Origin of the sequence: Hydrogenophaga sp. NH-16 (assembly GCF_004006415.1) — a bacterium.
Taxonomy (GTDB): domain Bacteria; phylum Pseudomonadota; class Gammaproteobacteria; order Burkholderiales; family Burkholderiaceae_C; genus Hydrogenophaga; species Hydrogenophaga pseudoflava.
Window position 1 is genome coordinate 4,280,329 of sequence record NZ_CP029344.1, and the last position, 19,314, is coordinate 4,299,642.

The following is a 19,314-nucleotide window of genomic DNA, read 5'->3' on the forward strand; positions in this document are numbered from 1 at the left end:
TCAAGGTTTACGAAGCGTTGGGAAGATCTCGTATGCGTACGAGTATTGGGACCTCCATGTCTTGAGAACAGGTGGCTCGTCAGACGATTTTTTGCGGCGAGGCGTAACAACGAAAACGTACAGCTGCCGGCCGTCGATCACAAAGGTGAGTTCGTGATCGGTCATGTCCTCGGGCAACCGTCCTTGCAAATTCACTCGTTCTTCAAGTACCTCGCCCGTGGACTGCAGTCGCCACTTAACCTGGAGGAAGTCTCCTACCGGCATGGGTCCGTTGACGCCAGTTCCGGGGGGCAGCTTTGTCAGTCCAGCGAAAACCGGGCTCCTCGGATTGGCGACATCGTTGCGAACCATTTGGTACTGGTCGCCATAGCTGTACGCCAGCAGGTCAACCTTGTCCGCCCACTTGTCGTAGTTGCCATCAAAGCTGAACGCATGCGAGACCATCTTCGGCCCCGTCGCACAGCCCGCCAGCACCACCAGCATGCTCAGCGCCAGCCAGCGGCGCCACAGATGCTGGAACCGTTGAATCGTCTTCATCTTCTTTCCTCCCCGGTTGATTTCACCCAGGCGCGCATTGGAGCATGGCCGGGCGCCCAGCCTCCATCCCCCTTGCAGGGCTTGCCAGTAGGGCGTGTTGCGCCGCCGCATTGGCAATGGCTATGAAATTGATGAAAGCAATTGGTTGGACTTTTTGATAGTGAACTTCTAAAGTCAGGGCTCATCAACCAGACACCGGAGCCTGTCATGAAGCCGTCCTCATCGTCCCCCACCGTTCACAGCGACTGGATCGAGGCGCTGGCGGCCCTGGCCGCTTCGCACTGAGTCCGTTTCCGGCCCACCCCCCTCAGGAGATCACCATGAGCAACCCGAACACCGAAGCCAAGTGTCCCTTCCACGCCGCCGGCGGCGCCCGCGCCACGCACGGCGCCCAGTCCAACGCCGACTGGTGGCCGAACCAGCTGAACCTCTCCATCCTTCACCAGCACCAGCCGGTGTCCAACCCGATGGACCCGGACTTCGACTACGCCGAGGCGTTCAAGAAACTGGACTTCAAGGCCCTCAAGAAGGACCTGGCCGACCTGATGACCCAGAGCCAGGACTGGTGGCCCGCCGACTACGGCCACTACGGCGGCCTGATGATCCGCCTGGCCTGGCACGCCGCCGGCACCTACCGCACAGCAGACGGCCGCGGCGGCGCCAACACCGGCAACCAGCGCTTCGCGCCGCTGAACTCCTGGCCCGACAACGGCAACCTCGACAAGGGCCGCCGCCTGCTGTGGCCGATCAAGCAGAAGTACGGCAACGCCATTTCGTGGGCCGACCTCTTCATCCTGGCCGGCAACGTGGCGATGGAAACCATGGGCTTCAAGACCTTCGGCTTCGCCGGTGGCCGCCCCGACATCTGGGCGCCCGAAGAGGACATCTACTGGGGCGCCGAGAAGGAATGGCTGGCCACCAGCGACAAGCCGAACAGTCGCTACAGCGGCGAGCGCGACCTGGAAAACCCGCTGGCCGCCGTGCAGATGGGGCTGATTTACGTGAACCCACAGGGCCCGGACGGCAAGCCCGACCCGGTCGCCTCGGGCAAGGACGTGCGCGAGACCTTCGCCCGCATGGCCATGAACGACTACGAGACCGTGGCCCTGGTGGCCGGCGGCCACACCTTCGGCAAGATGCACGGCGCCGGTGACGCGGCCCTGGTCGGGCCCGAACCCGAGGCCGCGCCCATCGAGGAAATGGGCCTGGGCTGGAAGAACGCGCACGGCACGGGCAAGGGTGGCGACACCACCACCAGCGGCTTCGAAGGCGCCTGGAAACCCAACCCCACGCAATGGGACATGGGCTACTTCAAGGTGCTCTTCAAATATGAGTGGGAACAGATGACCACCGCGGCCGGCGCCATCCAGTGGCGCGCCAAGAACGTCGAGCCCGAGGACATGGTGGTCGACGCCCACGACCCGAGCAAGACACACCCGCCGGTGATGACCACGGCCGACCTCTCGCTGCGCTTCGACCCGGCCTACGAAAAGATCTCGCGCCACTTCGCCGCGAACCCCGACGAGTTCGCCGACGCCTACGCCCGCGCCTGGTTCAAGCTGACCCACCGCGACATGGGCCCCAAGGCCCGCTACCTCGGCCCCGAAGTGCCGGCCGAAGACCTGATCTGGCAGGACCCGGTGCCCGCTGTCGACCATCCCCTGATCGACGCCGCCGACGCCAAGGAGCTCAAGGCCCGCGTGCTGGCCAGCGGCCTCTCCGTGAGCGAGCTGGTTTCGACCGCCTGGGCATCGGCCTCGACCTACCGCGGCTCCGACATGCGCGGCGGAGCCAACGGTGCCCGCATCCGCCTGGCGCCACAGAAGGACTGGGAGGCCAACCAGCCGGCCCAGCTGGCCAAGGTGCTGGCGGTGCTGGAAGAGATCCGGCGCGGCTTCAACGCCGGCGCCGCGGGCAGCAAGAAAGTCTCTCTGGCCGACCTGATCGTGCTGGCCGGCAACGCGGGTGTCGAGGCTGCTGCGAAGGCTGCTGGCCACCCGGTCGAGGTGCCTTTCACCCCCGGCCGCACCGACGCCACGGCCGAGCAGACCGATGTGGAGTCCTTCGCGGTGCTGGAGCCGGTGGCCGACGGCTTCCGCAACTACCGCAAGCAGGCCTTCCGCGTCTCGCCCGAGGAGATGCTGCTCGACAAGGCGCAGCTGCTCACGCTCAGCGCGCCGGAGATGACGGTGCTGGTCGGTGGCCTGCGCGTGCTCGGCGCCAACCACGGCGGTTCGAAGCACGGCGTGTTCACCCAGCGCCCGGGCCAGCTGACCAACGACTTCTTCGTCAACCTGGTGGACATGTCCACCGCCTGGAAGCCGATCGGTGACAACGCCTACGAGGGCCGCGACCGCAAGAGCGGCGCCGTGAAGTGGACCGCCACCCGCGTCGACCTGGCCTTCGGTTCCAACTCGCAGCTCCGCGCGATCGCCGAGGTCTATGCCCAGAGCGACAACGGCACGAAGTTCGTCAAGGACTTCGTGGCCGCCTGGAACAAGGTGATGAACCTGGACCGCTTCGACCTGAAGAAGTAAGACCCTGAACGGGCGCGCGTGCTGCCCGGGCCCCCGGTGTCCGCCCAGGACCCCGGGGGCTTCTTTTTGGAGGTCAGTCCTTGAGCTCGGGGAAGTCGCGGTCGAAGAACTCGTCCGGCAGGCGCTCGTCCACGCCGCGCGCCTGTTCGGCCCGGCGCAGCTCGACGCGGCGGATCTTGCCCGAAATGGTCTTGGGCAGGTCGGCGAAGGACAGGCGGCGGATGCGCTTGTACGGCGCCAGCCGTTCGCGGGTGAAGGCGAAGATGTCGCGCGCCAGTTCCGGGCCCGGCTGCTGGCCGACGACGAGGACGACGAAGGCCTTGGGCACCGCCAGGCGCACCGGGTCGGGGCTGGGCACCACCGCCGCTTCCGCCACCGCCGGGTGTTCGATCAGCACGCTCTCCAGCTCGAAGGGGCTGATGCGGTAGTCGGAGGACTTGAACACGTCGTCGGCGCGACCGACGTAGGTGATGTAGCCCTCGTCGTCGACGCTGGCGACATCGCCGGTGCGGTAGTGGCCGGCGCGGGTGGCCTCGGCGGTCTTGCCGGCGTCGCCGGCGTAGCCGACCATCAGGCCCAGGGGCCGCTGCTCGCCCAGCACCAGCGCCACCTCGCCCTCGCGCGCGGGCCGGTCGTCGACGTCGAGCAGCGCCACGGTGTAGCCCGGTAGCGGGCGGCCCATGGAGCCGGGCTTGACCGGCTGGCCGGGCGGGTTGCCGATCTGCGCGGTGGTCTCGGTCTGGCCGAAACCGTCGCGGATGGTGATGCCCCAGGCCTTCTGCACCTGGTCGATCACCTCCGGGTTCAGCGGCTCGCCGGCGCCGATCAGCTCGCGCAGCCGGGTCTTGACCGCGGCCAGGTCCTGCTGGATCAGCATGCGCCACACCGTCGGCGGCGCGCACAGGGTGGTCACCTCGTACTTCACCAGCACATCGAGCAGGGCGGCCGCGTTGAAGCGGCTGTAGTTGTAGAGGAACACGCAGGCGCCGGCGTTCCAGGGCGCGAAGAAGCAGCTCCAGGCGTGCTTGGCCCAGCCCGGCGACGAGATGTTCATGTGGCGGTCGCCGGGCTGCAGGCCGATCCAGTACATGGTCGACAGGTGGCCCACCGGGTAGGACTGGTGGGTGTGCAGCACCAGCTTGGGCTTGGAGGTGGTGCCGGAGGTGAAGTACAGCAGCAACGGGTCGTCGACGTGCGTCGCGCCGTCCGGGGTGAAGCGCTCGGACGCCGCAGCGGCGTCCTCGAAGGCCTTCCAGCCTGCGGGGGCGCCCCCCACGGCGATGCGGCCGAAGTCGCCCGGCAGCGGGTCGAACTTGGCGGTGTGGGCCGCACCGACGACCACGTGCCGGACCTGGCCGCGGTCGAGCCGGTCCACCAGGTCGTCCGCGGTCAGCAGCGTGGTCGCCGGGATCACCACCGCGCCCAGCTTGAACGCGGCGAGCATCGTCTCCCACAGCGGCACCTCGTTGCCGAGCATGAGAAGGATGCGGTCGCCGCGCCGGACCCCCTGTTCGCGCAGCCAGTTGGCCACGCGGCTGGAGCGGGCCGAGAGCTGGGCGAAGGACAGCTTGGCCTCGCGGCCGTCTTCCTCGACGATCCAGAGCGCGGGGTGGTGATTGCCCTCGGCCATGGCGTCGAAATAGTCCAGCGCCCAGTTGAAGTGCTCCAGCCGGGGCCAGCGGAAATCGCGGTACGCGGTGGCGTAGTCGCTGCGGTGCTGCAGCAGGAAGTCGCGTGCGGCCAGAAAGTCGCGGACAGCGCTCATGGGGTCTCCTTTGTTGTGATGGAAGGCAGGGCGGCCTTGTCGTCCGGGCGCGTCGCCTGTTGCTTGACCTTGGCCGACAAGCCGCGCTTTCCGGTAGCCACTTTTGGCAATCGTAGCGGCCTGCGGCCTGCCCGCCACAGGGTCCTTGGGCGCGTCGCGGCGCTGTGCCACCATGCCCGCATGTTCGGCCTGCTCGTTCCCTTGCTGGCTCGGCGGCGCCCGGAGGGCGAGCGCCGGCACTGGGCGTGGCTGCTTGGTTTCGTGCGCCCGCGCGCGCGCGCCATGGCGGGCGTGATGGCGCTTTCGGTCATCGCCTCGGCCCTGGTGCTGCTGCAGCCGCTGCTGGTCAAGCGGCTGATCGACGACGGCCTGATCGCGCGCAGCCACGAGGTGCTGTGGACCACCGCGCTCTTCATGCTGCTGGCCGGGCTGGCGGCGACGCTGCTGGCCGGCCTCAACCGCTACCTGCACACCAGGCTCTCGGCCGCGGTGCTGTTCGACCTGCGGCACGACCTGTTCGCGCACCTGCAGCGGCTCTCGCCGTCGTTCTGGGCGCGGCGCCGCACGGGGGACGTGATGTCGCGGCTGGACGGCGACATGGCCGAGATCCAGCGCTTCGCGGTCGACAGCCTGTTCGCCGTGCTGTCCAACCTGCTGGGTCTGCTGGGCGCGGTGGGCTGGATGCTCTGGCTGTCGTGGCAGCTGACGCTGCTGGTGGCGCTGCTGCTGCCGCTGGAGTGGTGGTGGCTGCGGCGCATGCGCCCGCGCGTGGCCGAGGGCACGCGCGCGCTGCGCGAGCGCTCGGGCGACGTGTCCAGCTTCTTCGTCGAGGTGCTGCCCGCGCTCAAGTTCGTGCAGGCCAGCCGGCAGGAGGCGCGCGAGGCGCAGCGGCTGGACGGGCTGCACGCGGGCTACCTCTCGTCGCTGCTGCGGCTGCAGATCATCGAGTTCGCCACCCACGCCGTGCCCGGCCAGCTCACCGCCTGGACCCGCGCGCTGGCCTTCCTGATCGGTGGTGCCTGGGTCATCGACGGCCAGTGGGCGCTGGGCTCGCTGGTCGCGTTCTCCACCTACCTCGGCATGGCCAGCGGCCCGGTGAACAGCCTGCTGGGCTGGTACGTGGGGCTGCAGAAGGTGCGGGTGAGCCTGGAGCGCGTGGCCGAGCTGCGCGACGAGCCGGTGGCCGTGAGCGACCCGCTTGAGCCGGTGCCGCTGCCAGCGCCACTGCGGGGCGAATTGCGGCTGGAGGCGGTGGTGTTCGCGCACGCGGGCGGTGGCGAGCCGGTGCTGGCCGGCGCGAGCGCACTCATCCCCGCCGGCGCCTGCGTGGCCCTGACCGGCGCCTCGGGCGCGGGCAAGAGCACGCTGATCGACCTGCTGCTGCGCCACCACGACCCGCAGGCCGGCGCGGTGACGCTCGACGGCGTGGACCTGCGGCGGCTCGCCCTGGCCGACCTGCGCCGCGCGGTGGCGGTGGTGAGCCAGGACATCGTGCTGTTCCGAGCGCCGCTGCTGGAGAACCTGCGCTACGCCTGTCCCGACGCGGACGATGCGGCGGTGGCGCAGGCGGCGCAGCGCGCCGGCCTGTCGGACTGGATCGCCTCGCTGCCCGAGGGCCTGCACACCACGGTCGGCGAGCGCGGCCAGACGCTCTCGGGCGGCCAGCGCCAGCGCATCGCCATCGCGCGCGCGCTGCTGCAGAACCCGGCCGTGCTGGTGCTCGACGAAGCGACGTCCGCTGTGGACGAGGCGATGGAGGCGCAGATCCTGGCGCAGATCGACACCTGTTTCGCGGGCCGCACGCGGCTCATCGTCAGCCACCGGCCCAGCGCCTGGGCGGGCTGCTCGATGCGGCTGCACCTGAGCTGCGGTCGCCTGGACGCGCTGCGACCGGAGGCCACCCATGGCTGAGCCGGTGCACGTGGGCGTGGTCGACAGCGGCTGGCCGCTGGCGCTGCAGGACCGGGTGCTCGCCGCGCGCAGCTTCGTGATCGAAAGGGGCGACGCGCAGGACCGCCTGGGCCACGGCACGCGGACCCTGCAGGCCATGGCCGCGCTGGCGCCCGACGCCCGCTTCGTGGTGGCGCAGGTGTTCGGCGAGGCGCTGCGGACCGACATGGCCACGCTGGCGCGCGCGGTGGACTGGCTGGTGGACGAGGGTGCCACCGTGATCAACCTGAGCCTGGGCGTGCGGCAGGACCACCCGCCGCTGCGCGCCGCCTGCGAGCGCGCCGTGGCGAGCGGCTGTCTGCTGGTCGCGTCCACGCCCGCGCGCGGCGAACCGGTGTTCCCCGGCGCCTACCCGGGTGCGATCCGCGCCATGGGCGACGCGCGCTGCGCACCCGGTCAGCACTCGGCGCTGTTGTTGCCCCACGCCGACTTCGGCGCCTGCGTGCTGCCGCCCGACGGCGACCGCACCCACGCGGGCGCCAGCCTGGGCTGCGCGCACCTGAGCGGGCGCGTGGCGGCGCTGCTGGCCGCGGGCGTGGCGCCCACAAGCGATGCGGTCTGGCAGGCGCTGGTTCACAGCGCCGCCTTTCAAGGCCCCGAGCGGAGAACCCGGTGACATCGGACTTTGAGCGCCCTGTCGTGGTGCTCGGCGCTGGTCCGGCCGGCGCTGCGGTGGCGCTGGGCCTGCGCCGGCTGGGGCACACGGTGACGGTGGTCGGCGTGCCGCGCGCCTTCGACGCCATCGAGGGCGTGTCGGACCGCGTGGTCGCCGGCCTGCGCGGGGTCGGCATCGAGGCTGCGCTGGCCGCCATCGCCGAGCCCTCGCCGCGCCGCGCCACCTGGGCCGGGCAGACCACCGCGCTCAACAGCGAGCGCCTGGTCGACCGCACCGCCTTCGACCGCCTGCTCTGGCAGGAACTGCAGGACCACGGCATCGAATGCATCGCCGCGCGGGTGATGCGCTGGGCGCCCGGTGAGCACGGCGAAAGCGGCCACGCGCTGCAGATCCAGCGTCCCGACGACACGCAGCCTCGGACCCTGCGCGTGCGCTTCGTGGTCGAGGCGCGCGGCCGCCTCGCGCCGCACCCGCCGCAGGGCGTGACCCGCGGGCCGGAGACCGTGGCGCTGCTCTGGCGCGGGCAGGGGGCACCGGGCGGCGAGGCGGGGTCGGCGGTGGAAAGCCTGCCGGGCGGCTGGGCCTGGTGCGCGCGGCTGCCGGGCGGTGCGGTGGCGCTGCAGCTCACGGTCGATCCGTCGTCCATCACCTTGCCGCCGCGCGCGCAGCTCGGCGCCTTCATCCGCGAACGGCTGTCCACGGTCGAGGCGGCCTTGCCATTTCTGGATACCGCGGCCACCGAGGTGCACGCGCTGGCACGCACCAGCGGCGCCGTGCTCGCGCCCGAGGTCTGCGGTGACCGCTGGCTGCGCGTCGGCGACGCCGCGATGGCGGCCGATCCGCTCTCGGGCAACGGCATCTTCCAGTCGCTCTCGTCGGCGCTGCAGGCGCCGATGGTGGTGCACACCCTGCTGAACCATCCGGGCGACGCGCCGCACGCGCGGCGCTTCCACACCGAGCGGGTGCAGGGCCTGTTCCAGCGCTTCGCGCGCATCGGCCGTGACTTCTATGCCCAAGAGCAGCGCTGGGCCGATCAACCCTTCTGGTCCGCCCGCCGCGCCTGGCCCGATGCGCTGCCCGCCCACGGCGCAGAAGGCGACGCACCGCCGCACATCGAACAGCGGCCGGTGGTCGATCGCGACCGCATCCGCCTGGCCGAGGTGCTGGTCACGGCCGGGCAGCCGCTGGGCATCTGGCATGTGGACGGGGTCGAGGTGGCGCCGCTGTGGCGCGCCGCGCAGGCCGCGCCGGGGCGCGAGGTGGAGGCGCTGGTGCCGCTGCTGGGCGGAGACACCGGGCGGGCGCAGGCGGCGCTGCGCTGGCTGCGCGCGCAGGGCGGGCGGTAGCCGCCGGCCGCGGCCGCTCAGTGTTTCACCGCGGCCTTGAGCGTGGCCGAGGGCAGCTCGCCGAACAGCGATTTGTATTCCGACGCAAACCGCGAGGGGTGCCAGAAGCCCCAGCGCGCCGCGATGTCGGCCACCGGCGCGCGCTCGTCGGTCTGGCGGCGGATCTCGCGCCGCGCGCCGTTCAGGCGCATGTTGCGCAGGTAGCGCGCCGGATTGGTGCCCAGAACATCCTGGAACGAGTACTGCAGCGTGCGGCGCGAGACGCGGATGTGCGCACACAGGTCGCTCACGGTGATGGGCTCGTCCACATGCTCGCGCATGTAGTCGCGCGCCTTGTTCACCACGTACTGCCGCGTGCAGGCCGTCAGGTCCTTGACGGTGTTCTCGGTCGGGCCACACAGGCCCAGCACCGTGCTGTGGATGCCTTCGGCCAGGCAGCGGCGCAGGGTGTCGTGGCGCAGCATGTCGGGCGAGTGGCGCAGGCTCTGCATCAGGCTGGTGAGCACGCCCCCCAGCTCGTCCTGCTCGCCCTTGTGGATCAGGCCGTTGTCCACGCAGGTGCCGGGCGGCGGCAGCTCGCCCACGCGCCGGCAGTAGTCGGCAAAACGCTCCATGTCCACCGTCACCGCGACCATCGTCACACGCGGCGGGGTGCGGAAGTGGAACTCCCGGCCGCCGCGCAGGAAGAAGTAATGGTCGGGGGTGACCGGGGTGCCGCAGAAGCGCCCGTCGTCGCAGGTGTCCAGCAGCGCGGCCAGCGTCATGGTGCCCGCCTGCGGCTGGCCGTACTGCTGCACCACCTGGTTGATCTCCTCGCGAAACAACTCGATGCCGTCGAAGCGGTAGCTCTCGAAGTGGCCGTCGAAGCTGCCGCTGCTCATCTGCTCGTAGCACTGGCCCCAGTCGGTCAGGCAGGCGGCCTGCTCGTCGGCGTCGTGCGTGTCGCTCACGCGCACGTCCACCACGTCGGGGGTGGCGTTGCGCGGGGTGGTGGGGCCAAGGAACCGGTTCATGGGGCGACTCGCAATTCGTGGGGCGGGATCTGCACACGGGTGGTGCGCGCCTGTGCTGCGGTGCAAAAAACATGCCGCCGGGCAGGTCCGCAAGCGTTTGCCAAAAGTGGATACGGCGCCATCGGGAATCTCCCTAAAGTGAATCGCACGCCGCCACGAAGGCGGTGACTTTGCGAGGAGAGAACCCCCATGAACTGGAAACAGACACTCAGGTCGCTGCTGCCGCTGGGTGCGGCGCTGGCGTGGCTGGCGGCAACGCCGGCCGCGGGCGCCGCCACCGCGCAGGAGATCATCAACAGCAAGTGCGTCACCTGCCACACCAAGGTGGGCGACCAGGTCAACCGCCTGCAGCAGCGTAAGTCGCCCGAGAGCTGGCTGATGACGGTGACCCGCATGCGCACCATGCACGGCGCGCAGCTCTCGCCCGAGGAGGTGCGCACCGTGGTGAAGCACCTGGCCGACACCCAGGGCCTGGCGCCGTCCGAAACCCAGGGCGCGCGCTTTGCGATGGAGCGGCGCCTGAACACCATCGAACAGCACAAGAACGAGCTGTTCGGCCAGATGTGCGCGCGCTGCCACTCCGGTGCGCGGGTCGAGCTGCAGCGCCGGCCGATGGCCGAGTGGGAGCACCTGGTGCACTTCCACCTGGGCCAGTTCCCGACCACCGAGTACCAGGCCGGCGGCCGCGACCGCGACTGGCTGGGCATCGCCCTGAAAGAGATGGTGCCCTACCTGGCCAAGACCTACCCCTACGAGTCCAAGGCCTGGGACGACTGGAAGGCCAAGGCGCCGGTGAGCCCGGTGGGCCGCTGGACGGTGGCCGGCCGCTGGCCCGGCAAGGGCGACTACGCGGGTGTGATGACGGTGGCGGCGGGCAGCGCGGCCGACCGCTATGCGGTCGAGCTGGACGGCAGCTGGGCCGACGGCAGTTCGCTCAAGGGCAGCGGCACGGCCCTGGTCTACACCGGCTACGAGTGGCGCGCCGACCTCGACGTGGGTGGCGTGAAGATGCGCCAGGTGCTGGCGCTGGACGGCGACCGCGCCAGCGGCCGCATGTACGAGCGTGAGCAGGACGCCAGCGGCGGCGACCTGAACGCGGCCCGGCAGGGCAAGGGCGCGGTGGTGCTGGCGGTGCAGCCGGCCCTCATCCGGGCGGGTGAGACCGCCACGCTGCGCATCGTCGGCACCGGGCTCGACGGTGACATCCAGTTGCCCAAGGGCCTGAGCGTGGCCGAGACCATCTCGCGCGATGCGAACCAGCTGGTGCTCAAGGTCGCGGCCGCGAAGTCGGCGGCCAAGGGGGTGAAGAAGCTCCAGGTCGGCGCGGCGAGCAGTCCGCTGGCGGTGTTCGACCGCATCGACTATGTGAAGGTGGCGCCCGAGTACGCGGTCGGCCGCATCGGTGGCAACGGTGGTTCGACGCCGGTGGTGCAGGGCCGTTTCGAAGCCATCGCCCACTCGGTGGGGCGCGACGGCAAGAAGGGCACCAAGGACGACTGGGCCATCGGTCCGGTGCCCGCCAAGTGGTCGGTCGAGCCCTTCAACGAGGTGGCCAAGGAAGACCGCGACGCCGAGTTCGCCGGCCTGATGGACGCCGACACCGGCATCTTCACGCCGGCCGGCGCCGGCCCCAACCCGAAGCGCCGCATGAGCACCAACAACGCCGGCAACCTGAACGCGGTGGCGACGGTGACCGAAGGCAAGAAGACGCTGACCGGCAAGGGCCACTTCATCGTCACCGTGCAGCGCTGGAACAACCCGCCGCTGCCCTGAGCGCACACCACAAGGAGCACGACATGAGTGAGATCCTGAGCCTGCGCGAACACAACCTGCACAAGGTGCGGGTGGGCGAGCGCACCATGATGCTGCACATCCCGACCAACGCGCTGTACGGCATCGACGAGATGACCGACACCGTGCTGGAACGGGTGCGCGCCGAATCCCTCTCGGCCGACCAGCTGGTGCAGCAACTGCGCGGCCGCTTCGACGAGCAGGACCTGCGCGAGACCGTCGGCGAGCTGCTGACGCTGGACCTGCTGAGCGACGGCCGCCCCAAGCCCGCGGCCAAACCGGTCACCACGCTGGGCAACCTGGCGATCAACACCGTGGTGCTGAACGTCAACACCGGCTGCAACCTCAGCTGCACCTACTGCTACAAGGAAGACCTCGACACGCCCGACAAGGGCCGGCGCATGTCGCTGGAAACCGCGAAGCAGTCGATCGAGCTGATGCTGTCCGAGTCGCCCCACGAGAAACGCTTCAGTGTGGTGTTCTTCGGCGGCGAGCCGCTGTCCAACCTCAAGCTGATCCGCGCGGTGGTGGACTACTGCGAGACGCGCTTCGCCCAGCTGGGCAAGCAGGTGGACTTCGTCATGACCACCAACGCCACGCTGCTGACCGACGAGATCGTCGACTGGCTGGACGAGCACCGCTTCGGCCTCTCGATCAGCATGGACGGCCCCGAGGCGATCCACGACCGCAACCGGCGCACCGTGGGCGGCAAGGGCACCTACCGCACGGTGAGCGAGAAGGCGCGCAAGCTGCTGGCCCGCTACCAGGCGCGGCCCGTCGGCGCCCGCGTCACGCTCACGCACGGCACGACCGAGGTCGAGCGCATCTGGGACCACCTGTTCAACGAGCTGGGTTTCGCGGAGGTCGGTTTTGCGCCCGTCACCTCGGGCGACATCGACACCTTCAACCTCTCGGTCGACGAGTTGCACGAGGTCTTCGCCGGCTTCAAGCGGCTGGGCGAACGGTATCTCGCCGAAGCGCTGCAGGGCCGCACCACGGGCTTCTCCAACCTGCACCAGCTCATCACCGACCTGCACGAAGGCCAGCGCAAGGCGCTGCCCTGCGGCGCAGGACTGAAGATGCTGGCGGTGGACCACGAAGGCGGCCTCAACCTCTGCCACCGCTTCACCGGCTCCTCGCTGCCGACCTTCGGCGACGTCAAGACCGGCATCGAGAAGCAGGCCCTGGGCGCCTTCCTCGACCAGCGGCTGGACCGCAGCGGCACCGGCTGCGAGACCTGCCGCATCCGCAACTTCTGCGCCGGCGGCTGCTACCACGAGAGCTACGCCCGCTACCAGGACCCGGTGCACCCGACCTACCACTACTGCGAACTCATGCGCGACTGGGTGGACTTCGGCATCGGCGTCTACAGCGAAATCATGGCCAAGAACCCGTCCTTCATCGACCGCTTCATCTCACCGCGAAAGGTGCACTGACATGAAACACCTCCAAGCCATCAACCAGAAGGCCCAGCTGCTGGACCAGGCGGCCGAACAGAACCAGGTCGAGGACGTGGTCGCCATGCAGAGCGTGGCCGGCTGCACCGCCACCTTCGACCCCGGCTGGGAGGTCGACGCCTTCGGCGGCGTCGCCTCGCTGTGCCAGCCCATGGAGGCCGACCTCTACGGCTGCGCCGATCCCTGCTGGTGGCCGGCCCAGGTGCCGGACACCATGAACACCTACCCGGACTGGGGCAAGCAGACCGCCAGCACCAAGGACGACTGGCGCAATCTCGGCTCCGTCTTCCCCAACGAGTGACCCGCCACCGGAGAACCCGCATGAACAAGACCTTTGCCCCCGCGTGGCAGGCCCTCGCGCTGGCCGCCGCTTTGCCCGCCGCCGTGCACGCCGCGCCGCTCAACACCGACAAGCCCCTGGTTCCGGGCGACGAGTACCTGGTGGTCGGCAACTACCCCGACAACCTGCACGTCGTCGACCTCAAGACCGACAGCCTCTACAAGACCTGCGCCGTGCCCGGCTCGGTCGGCCCCGCCACCCTGGTCATGTCGCCCGACCGGGCCACGGCCTACCTCATCACCAACCGCTTCGACGAGGTGCACGGCATCGCGCTCGACAGCTGCAAGCTGGTGTTCCGCGCCAGGATGTCGCAGAAGGCCGACGAGCGCGCCAAGGCGCTGTTCGCGCTCTCGCTGAGCAACGACAGCAAGCAGCTCTACGTCATCCAGACGCCGACCACGCTCCATCCCGACCACTACCGCGTCGGCCAGCCGCGGCTGGCGGTCTACGACGCGCTGGCCGGCGAGGGCGCCCAACCGCTGCGCACCATGCCGGCGCCGCGCCAGGTGACCGTGATGGCCACCGGCCACGACGGTTCGCTCTACATGGTCGGGCCGGACATCTACAAGTTCGACCCACAGACCGGCCAGCACACCGTCGCCATCCCGTCGCGCAACTGGAAGCGCGCACGCTACGCCCAGCCCGACGTGTTGAGCGTCTGGCCGCTGCGCAACGCCAACGACGACTTCACCATCCTCTACACCACGGCGAAGTTCAAGGGCAAGACCGACGACCCGGCCACGGCCGACTGGATCTACGGCTACTTCAACGTCAACCTCAAGACCGGCCAGACCGAGACGCGCGACTTCGGGCCCTTCACCGAGATCTACTTCACCGGCGTGCGCTCGCCCAAGGACCCGAACCTGATGTACGGCGTGCTCAACCGGCTCGCCAAGTACGACATCCGGCAGAAGAAGCTGCTCAAGGCTGCCGAGATTCCGCACTCGCACTACACCGTCTCGATGAACCGGGACGGCAGCAAGGTGTACCTGGGCGGCACCTGGAACAACCTCGCGGTGTACGACGCGGCCGATCTCAAGCCGCTGAGCACGCTCGCGCTGCCGGGCGGCGACATGGGGGCCGCGGCGCCGCAGACCTTCACGCGCTAGGGACGGGGCCACCAGGACCCGTGGACCAGGATCACGACCACCCGGCGGTGGTTGTGATTCAAGTTTTCTGCCGTGTCTGCCGAGATGCAACACAAAGGGCGTACATCTGCCCTGGGAGAAAACCATGATCCTGGCCCCCATTCCCGAGTACGACAGCCAGCGACTGAAGGCGCTGCGCAAGCTGCTCATCCTGGACACGCCCTCGGAGGAGCGGTTCGACCGCATCACGCAGTTCGCCATGCGGGAGTTCGACATGCCCATGGCCCTGGTGTCCCTGGTGGACCGGGACCGGCAGTGGTTCAAGTCGAACTTCGGCATCGAGGACCGGGAAACGCCCAGGGACATCTCCTTCTGCGGCCACGCCATCCTGGAGCGCAACATCCTGGTGGTGCCGGATGCGCTGAAGGACGAGCGCTTCCACGACAACCCGCTGGTGGTCAACAAGCCCTGGATCCGCTTCTACGCCGGGGCGGTGCTGCGCATGCCCTATGGCGTGGCGCTCGGCACCCTGTGCGTGATGGACACCCGGCCGCGCCAGATGGACCCGGTGGACCAGTCCATTCTGGGGTCCCTGCGCGACCTCGTGGTGGAAGAAATGCTCCGCCAGGAGGCCGCACCATGCCAACCCTGATCGGCGTCCGCCGGTTGCCACGCATCCTGCTGGTCGAGCCGGACGGTCTGGTCCGGGGGACGGTGGCGTCCGTCTGCCGCGAACTTCAGCTGGCCCACGTCATTCAGGCGGGCAGCTGCGACCTGGCGACGAAGCTCCTGGTGGACGATTCGCTGCAGGCCAGCATCGTGTCGCTGTCGGACTGCGGGTCGGGCCTTGACCTGCTCACCCGTCTGCGTGAGGGATCGTTCGTCTGCTCGGCCGACATGCCGGTGGCCATGACAGCGTCCGGCATCGACGCCACCATGGCCGCACGGCTCAAGGAACTGCGCATCCGGCGCCTGCTGCTCAAGCCGTTCAAGATCCGCGATCTGATCGCCACGGTGGAGGCTTTGCTGGCCGCGGCCACGGTGCCCGGCTGAGGCACGCAGCGCGGGGGCTTCATATCACCAGCGGGTCCACGTCCACCGCGAAGCGCAGCAGCCCGCGCGCACCCGGCACGCTGCGGCCGTCCAGCAGCAGCGGCTGCCAGGCCGCGAGGAAGCGCTGCAGCGCCGCGCGCGAGGCGCTTTCCACCAGCAGCTGCGCGCGCTCGACGTTCGCCACACGCTGGATGGTCAGCGGCACCGCGGGGTAGAGCGTCACCTCGTCTCGGTGCGGCAGGCCCTCGGCGGCCTCGGCGGCGGCGTTGAGGAAGGCCTGGGCCGCCTCCTGCGTGCGCGCATCGGCGCGCAGCAGCGCCTGGGCGCCGAAGGGCGGCATGCCCGCGGCCTCGCGCTCGGCCAGCTGGGTGGCCGCAAAGCCGGGGAAGTCGTATTTGCGCAGCGATGCGAACAGCGCGTGCTCCGGGTGCCAGGTCTGCACCCACATCTCGCTGGCGCCGGACTGCGCCGCGTCGCGCCCGGCCCGCCCCGCCGCCTGCATCAGCAGCGCAAACAGCCGCTCGGGCGCGCGGTAGTCGCTGGCGAACAGGGCCGCGTCGGCGTTGATGCTGGCCACCAGGGTGATGCGCCGGAAGTCGTGGCCCTTGGCCACCATCTGCGTGCCCACCAGCACGTCCACCTCGCCGCTGTGCAGGGCGGCCAGCTGCTGCTCCAGGCTGCCCTTGAGCCGCGTCGTGTCGGCGTCCATGCGCGCCACCTTCGCCATCTGGCCGTCGGGGCGCTTCACGTCCGAGAGCAGACCGGCCAGCTGTTCCTCGATCTGTTCCGTGCCGCGGCCCACCGGCGCGATGTCCAGGTTGCCGCAATCGGGGCAGGACCGCGGCACGCGCGAACTGAAGCCGCAGTGGTGGCAGCGCAGCGTGCGGTCGAGCTTGTGGAACACGCGGAAGGCGCTGCAGTGCGGGCACTGGCTTTTCCAGGCGCAGGCGTCGCACGAGAGCACCGGCGCGTAGCCGCGGCGGTTGAGCAGCACCAGGCACTGCTCGCCGCGCGCGATGCGCGCTTCCATCGCCGCCAGCAGCGGCGGCGCGATGCTGGCCCCCTTGGGCTGGTGGTTCATGTCCACCAGCCGCAGCCGGGGCAGGGCGCCGCCGCCGATGCGCGCCGGCATCTCCAGCCGCTTGTAGCGCCCCTGGTCCGCGGCGTGCCAGCTCTCCAGAGAGGGTGTGGCCGAACCCAGGATCACCTGGCAGCGCTGGCCTTTGGCCGCCAGCGCCTCGCTCTCCACCTTGGCGCGGTACACCGCCAGGTCGCGCGCCGAATAGCGCGCGCCGTCCTGGCTCTTGTAGCTCGGGTCGTGTTCTTCGTCGACCACGATCAGGCGCAGCCCGGGCATGGAGGCGAACACCGCCATGCGCGTGCCCAGCACGATGCGCGCCTGCCCGCTGTGCGCCGCCAGCCAGCTCGCCAGCCGCTGCGCCGGCGTCATGCCGCTGTGCATGGACACCACCGCACCCTCGCCATAGAGCGGGGCAAAACGTTCGCGGAAGCGGGCTTCAAGCTGCGGCGTGAGGTTGATCTCCGGCACCATCACCAGCACCTGGGTCGGCGGTTCGCCGTCGGGCGCGGCCTGCGCCAGCGCGTCTTCGGTCGCGCGCAGGTAGACCTCGGTCTTGCCGCTGCCGGTGGCTCCGTAGAGCAGCACCGGCTCGGTCGCCGTCGGCAGCGCCGCCAGTACCGCAGCCTGTTCCTCGCTGGAAGGCGGCACCGCCGCCGCGGCGCCACCGACCCGGTCGGCCGGGGCCGCGGTGTTGGCCCGGCGCTTGAGCCGCCGCGCCAGCTGCACCGCGTCCAGCTCGCGCAGTTGCGGCGGCAGCGCCGCCAGCGCCACCTCGCCCAGGCTGCGCTGGTAGTAGCGCGCCGAAAATGCAACCAATTGTTGCCAAGCGGCGCTCAGCGGCGGCAGCCCTTCCAGCGCCCCGATCACCGACTTTGCCTGCGCCGGGTCCAGCCCCGGCGGCGGCCCGTCCGGCCCGTTCCACACCACACCCAGCACCTCGCGCGCGCCCAGCGGCACACGCACCAGCGTTCCCGGCGCGAGCGACAACTCACTTCGGTAACTCAGCGCCGGCCCCAGACCGCTGTGGGCAGGGGTCGCAACGACCACGCTGGACCAAGTAGGCATATTTGGCGCTTTTTCCTCAGTTGAACTGTCGAAAAGCCGGGTAAGTCATTGATTTGTCAAGGCTTCCACAGCTGTCCAGATTTTCTGTGGATAACTTTGTTGATAGATGTGTTTGCAGGCGCGGGAACCCTTGTAAATCAAGGGCTTTCTTAAACTGCCCGTAAAAATGGCAAACCACAAAGCTCAATGAAATCAATAACTTGCAAAACCAACCCCTCCGGGGTAGTGGGCAATGGTGATGCAATGTACCTTCTGCACCGCAGCAAAAAATTTGTGCATAACCAAGGCCTGTCAAGCGCTGTTTCTGAGAAAAATTTGCGCCGGGTGGCTTGACACGGGGTGGCGGTGGCGCTCCGCTAGGCCCGGCGCGGCTTCCGGGCCGATGGAGTCTTAAGACCGCGCGCGCAGGCGCTTCGAATGCGCGTGCACCGCGTCCACCAGCACCTTCACATGCTCCGGCGGGGTGAACTGGCTGATGCCGTGGCCCAGGTTGAAGATGTGCGTCGGGCCCGTGCCGGCGCCCTGGTGCGGCGTGCCGAAGCTCTCCAGCACCGCCGCCACTTCGCGCTCGATCGCCTCGGGCGGGGCGAACAGCACGTTGGGGTCGATGTTGCCCTGCAGCGCCTTGCTGTCGCCCACCGCGGCGCGTGCCTTGGCCAGGTTCACCGTCCAGTCCAGGCCCAGCGCCTCGCAGTCCAGACCCTTCATGTCGTCCAGCCACAGGCCGCCGCCCTTGGTGAAGACGATGCGCGGAATGACGGTGCCGGCGGCGTCGGTGCGCTTGAGCTGCGCCAGCACGCGCTTCGTGTAGGCCAGCGAAAAGTCCTGGAACTTGCCGTCGGCCAGCACACCACCCCAGCTGTCAAAGATCATCACCGCCTGCGCGCCGGCGTCGATCTGCGCGTTCAGGTAGGCCGCCACCGAATCGGCGTTGATCGCCAGGATGCGGTGCATCAGGTCCGGGCGGCTGTACATCAGGCTCTTGACCGCGCGGTAGTCGTCCGAACCGCCACCCTCGACCATGTAGCAGGCCAGCGTCCAGGGGCTGCCCGAAAAGCCGATCAGCGGCACCCGGCCGTTCAGCGCCTTGCGGATGCTGGTGACCGCGTCGAACACATAGCGCAGCTTGTCCATATCCGGCACGGCCAGCGTGTCCACGTCGGCCTCGGTGCGCACGTTGCGCGCGAACTTCGGGCCCTCGCCCTGCGCGAACGACAGGCCCAGGCCCATCGCGTCCGGCACGGTGAGGATGTCGGAAAACAGGATGGCCGCGTCCAGCGCGTAGCGCTCCAGCGGCTGCAGCGTCACCTCGGTCGCGTAGTCCACGTTGGTGGCCAGCCCCATGAACGAACCCGCCTTGGCGCGCGTGGCGCAGTACTCGGGCAGGTAGCGCCCGGCCTGGCGCATCAGCCACACCGGCGTGTGGTCGGTCGATCGGCGCAGGCAGGCGCGCAAAAAGGTGTCGTTCTGCAGGGGGGCAAAGCTCATGGGGGTGTCCGGTGCGGGGCTTCAGGAGGAAGCGGGGATTATCCCGCGTGGGCCTGGCGCCCGGTTTGCGCCACCCGCCGCGTCGTTCTTTGCCAGATCGATGCCAACGGATACGATGGCTATGGACTTCCCCTTCCAACAAACGAGTGAGTTGATGAGAGTTCGTACTTCCCATCGGGGCACTTGG

15 protein-coding genes are annotated in these 19,314 nt (G+C 69.4%); 10 read left to right on the forward strand and 5 right to left on the reverse strand.

Annotated elements, in window-relative coordinates; translation table 11 throughout:
* Window positions 1-537 (reverse strand): hypothetical protein, encoded by a 537-nt coding sequence (locus DD542_RS20645; RefSeq protein WP_127806890.1) that lies wholly within the window; start codon window positions 535-537, stop codon window positions 1-3.
* A 320-nt stretch (window positions 538-857) separates the two neighbouring features.
* Between DD542_RS20645 and katG the strand changes: the two genes are divergently transcribed.
* Entirely contained in the window at window positions 858-3,074 is a 2,217-nt protein-coding gene (katG, locus tag DD542_RS20650; RefSeq protein ID WP_127806891.1) for a catalase/peroxidase HPI, read from the forward strand.
* A gap of 73 nt (window positions 3,075-3,147) precedes the next feature.
* Here the strand turns inward: katG and DD542_RS20655 are convergent, their stop codons facing one another.
* Window positions 3,148-4,839, reverse strand: a complete 1,692-nt coding sequence (locus DD542_RS20655; protein WP_127806892.1) for an AMP-binding protein — start codon at window positions 4,837-4,839, stop codon at window positions 3,148-3,150.
* A gap of 180 nt (window positions 4,840-5,019) precedes the next feature.
* Between DD542_RS20655 and DD542_RS20660 the strand changes: the two genes are divergently transcribed.
* The 3 genes from DD542_RS20660 to DD542_RS20670 are packed head-to-tail and all read left to right on the forward strand — an operon-like array spanning window position 5,020 to window position 8,751.
* Window positions 5,020-6,750 carry an ABC transporter ATP-binding protein gene (locus DD542_RS20660; RefSeq protein ID WP_127806893.1) on the forward strand — a complete coding sequence of 577 codons (1,731 nt, stop codon included), beginning with the start codon at window positions 5,020-5,022 and terminating at the stop codon, window positions 6,748-6,750.
* On the forward strand, window positions 6,743-7,405 hold the full coding sequence (locus DD542_RS20665) for a S8 family serine peptidase (RefSeq protein WP_127806894.1): 663 nt from the start codon (window positions 6,743-6,745) through the stop codon (window positions 7,403-7,405). Before DD542_RS20660 ends, DD542_RS20665 begins: the two co-directional genes overlap by 8 nt.
* Window positions 7,402-8,751 (forward strand): FAD-dependent oxidoreductase, encoded by a 1,350-nt coding sequence (locus DD542_RS20670; RefSeq protein WP_127806895.1) that lies wholly within the window; start codon window positions 7,402-7,404, stop codon window positions 8,749-8,751. Before DD542_RS20665 ends, DD542_RS20670 begins: the two co-directional genes overlap by 4 nt.
* 17 nt (window positions 8,752-8,768) lie before the next feature.
* Here DD542_RS20670 and DD542_RS20675 read toward each other — a convergent pair whose 3' ends face one another.
* Window positions 8,769-9,764, reverse strand: coding sequence for a helix-turn-helix domain-containing protein (locus DD542_RS20675; RefSeq protein WP_127806896.1), 996 nt, complete (start codon window positions 9,762-9,764; stop codon window positions 8,769-8,771).
* Between the two features lie 189 nt (window positions 9,765-9,953).
* Here DD542_RS20675 and peaA point away from each other — a divergent pair, with 189 nt between their 5' ends.
* The 6 genes from peaA to DD542_RS20705 all read left to right on the forward strand — a co-directional run bounded on the left by peaA (window position 9,954) and on the right by DD542_RS20705 (window position 15,493).
* Window positions 9,954-11,537: a quinohemoprotein amine dehydrogenase subunit alpha gene (gene peaA, locus DD542_RS20680; protein WP_127806897.1), complete on the forward strand. Its 1,584-nt coding sequence runs from the start codon at window positions 9,954-9,956 to the stop codon at window positions 11,535-11,537.
* Between the two features lie 23 nt (window positions 11,538-11,560).
* Complete coding sequence (gene peaB / locus DD542_RS20685; RefSeq protein ID WP_127806898.1) at window positions 11,561-12,991, forward strand: quinohemoprotein amine dehydrogenase maturation protein; 1,431 nt, start codon at window positions 11,561-11,563, stop codon at window positions 12,989-12,991.
* A 1-nt stretch (window position 12,992) separates the two neighbouring features.
* Window positions 12,993-13,313: a quinohemoprotein amine dehydrogenase subunit gamma gene (gene qhpC, locus DD542_RS20690; protein ID WP_127806899.1), complete on the forward strand. Its 321-nt coding sequence runs from the start codon at window positions 12,993-12,995 to the stop codon at window positions 13,311-13,313.
* 20 nt (window positions 13,314-13,333) lie between these two features.
* Window positions 13,334-14,461 carry a quinohemoprotein amine dehydrogenase subunit beta gene (gene peaD, locus DD542_RS20695; protein ID WP_127806900.1) on the forward strand — a complete coding sequence of 376 codons (1,128 nt, stop codon included), beginning with the start codon at window positions 13,334-13,336 and terminating at the stop codon, window positions 14,459-14,461.
* 124 nt (window positions 14,462-14,585) lie between these two features.
* Window positions 14,586-15,092 (forward strand): GAF domain-containing protein, encoded by a 507-nt coding sequence (locus DD542_RS20700; protein WP_066160461.1) that lies wholly within the window; start codon window positions 14,586-14,588, stop codon window positions 15,090-15,092.
* Complete coding sequence (locus tag DD542_RS20705) at window positions 15,080-15,493, forward strand: response regulator (protein WP_127806901.1); 414 nt, start codon at window positions 15,080-15,082, stop codon at window positions 15,491-15,493. Before DD542_RS20700 ends, DD542_RS20705 begins: the two co-directional genes overlap by 13 nt.
* 19 nt (window positions 15,494-15,512) lie before the next feature.
* Here the strand turns inward: DD542_RS20705 and priA are convergent, their stop codons facing one another.
* Window positions 15,513-17,639, reverse strand: coding sequence for a primosomal protein N' (priA, locus tag DD542_RS20710; RefSeq protein ID WP_127806902.1), 2,127 nt, complete (start codon window positions 17,637-17,639; stop codon window positions 15,513-15,515).
* A 390-nt stretch (window positions 17,640-18,029) separates the two neighbouring features.
* On the reverse strand, window positions 18,030-19,127 hold the full coding sequence (gene hemE / locus DD542_RS20715; RefSeq protein WP_127806903.1) for a uroporphyrinogen decarboxylase: 1,098 nt from the start codon (window positions 19,125-19,127) through the stop codon (window positions 18,030-18,032).
* Window positions 19,128-19,314: the final 187 nt, after the last annotated feature.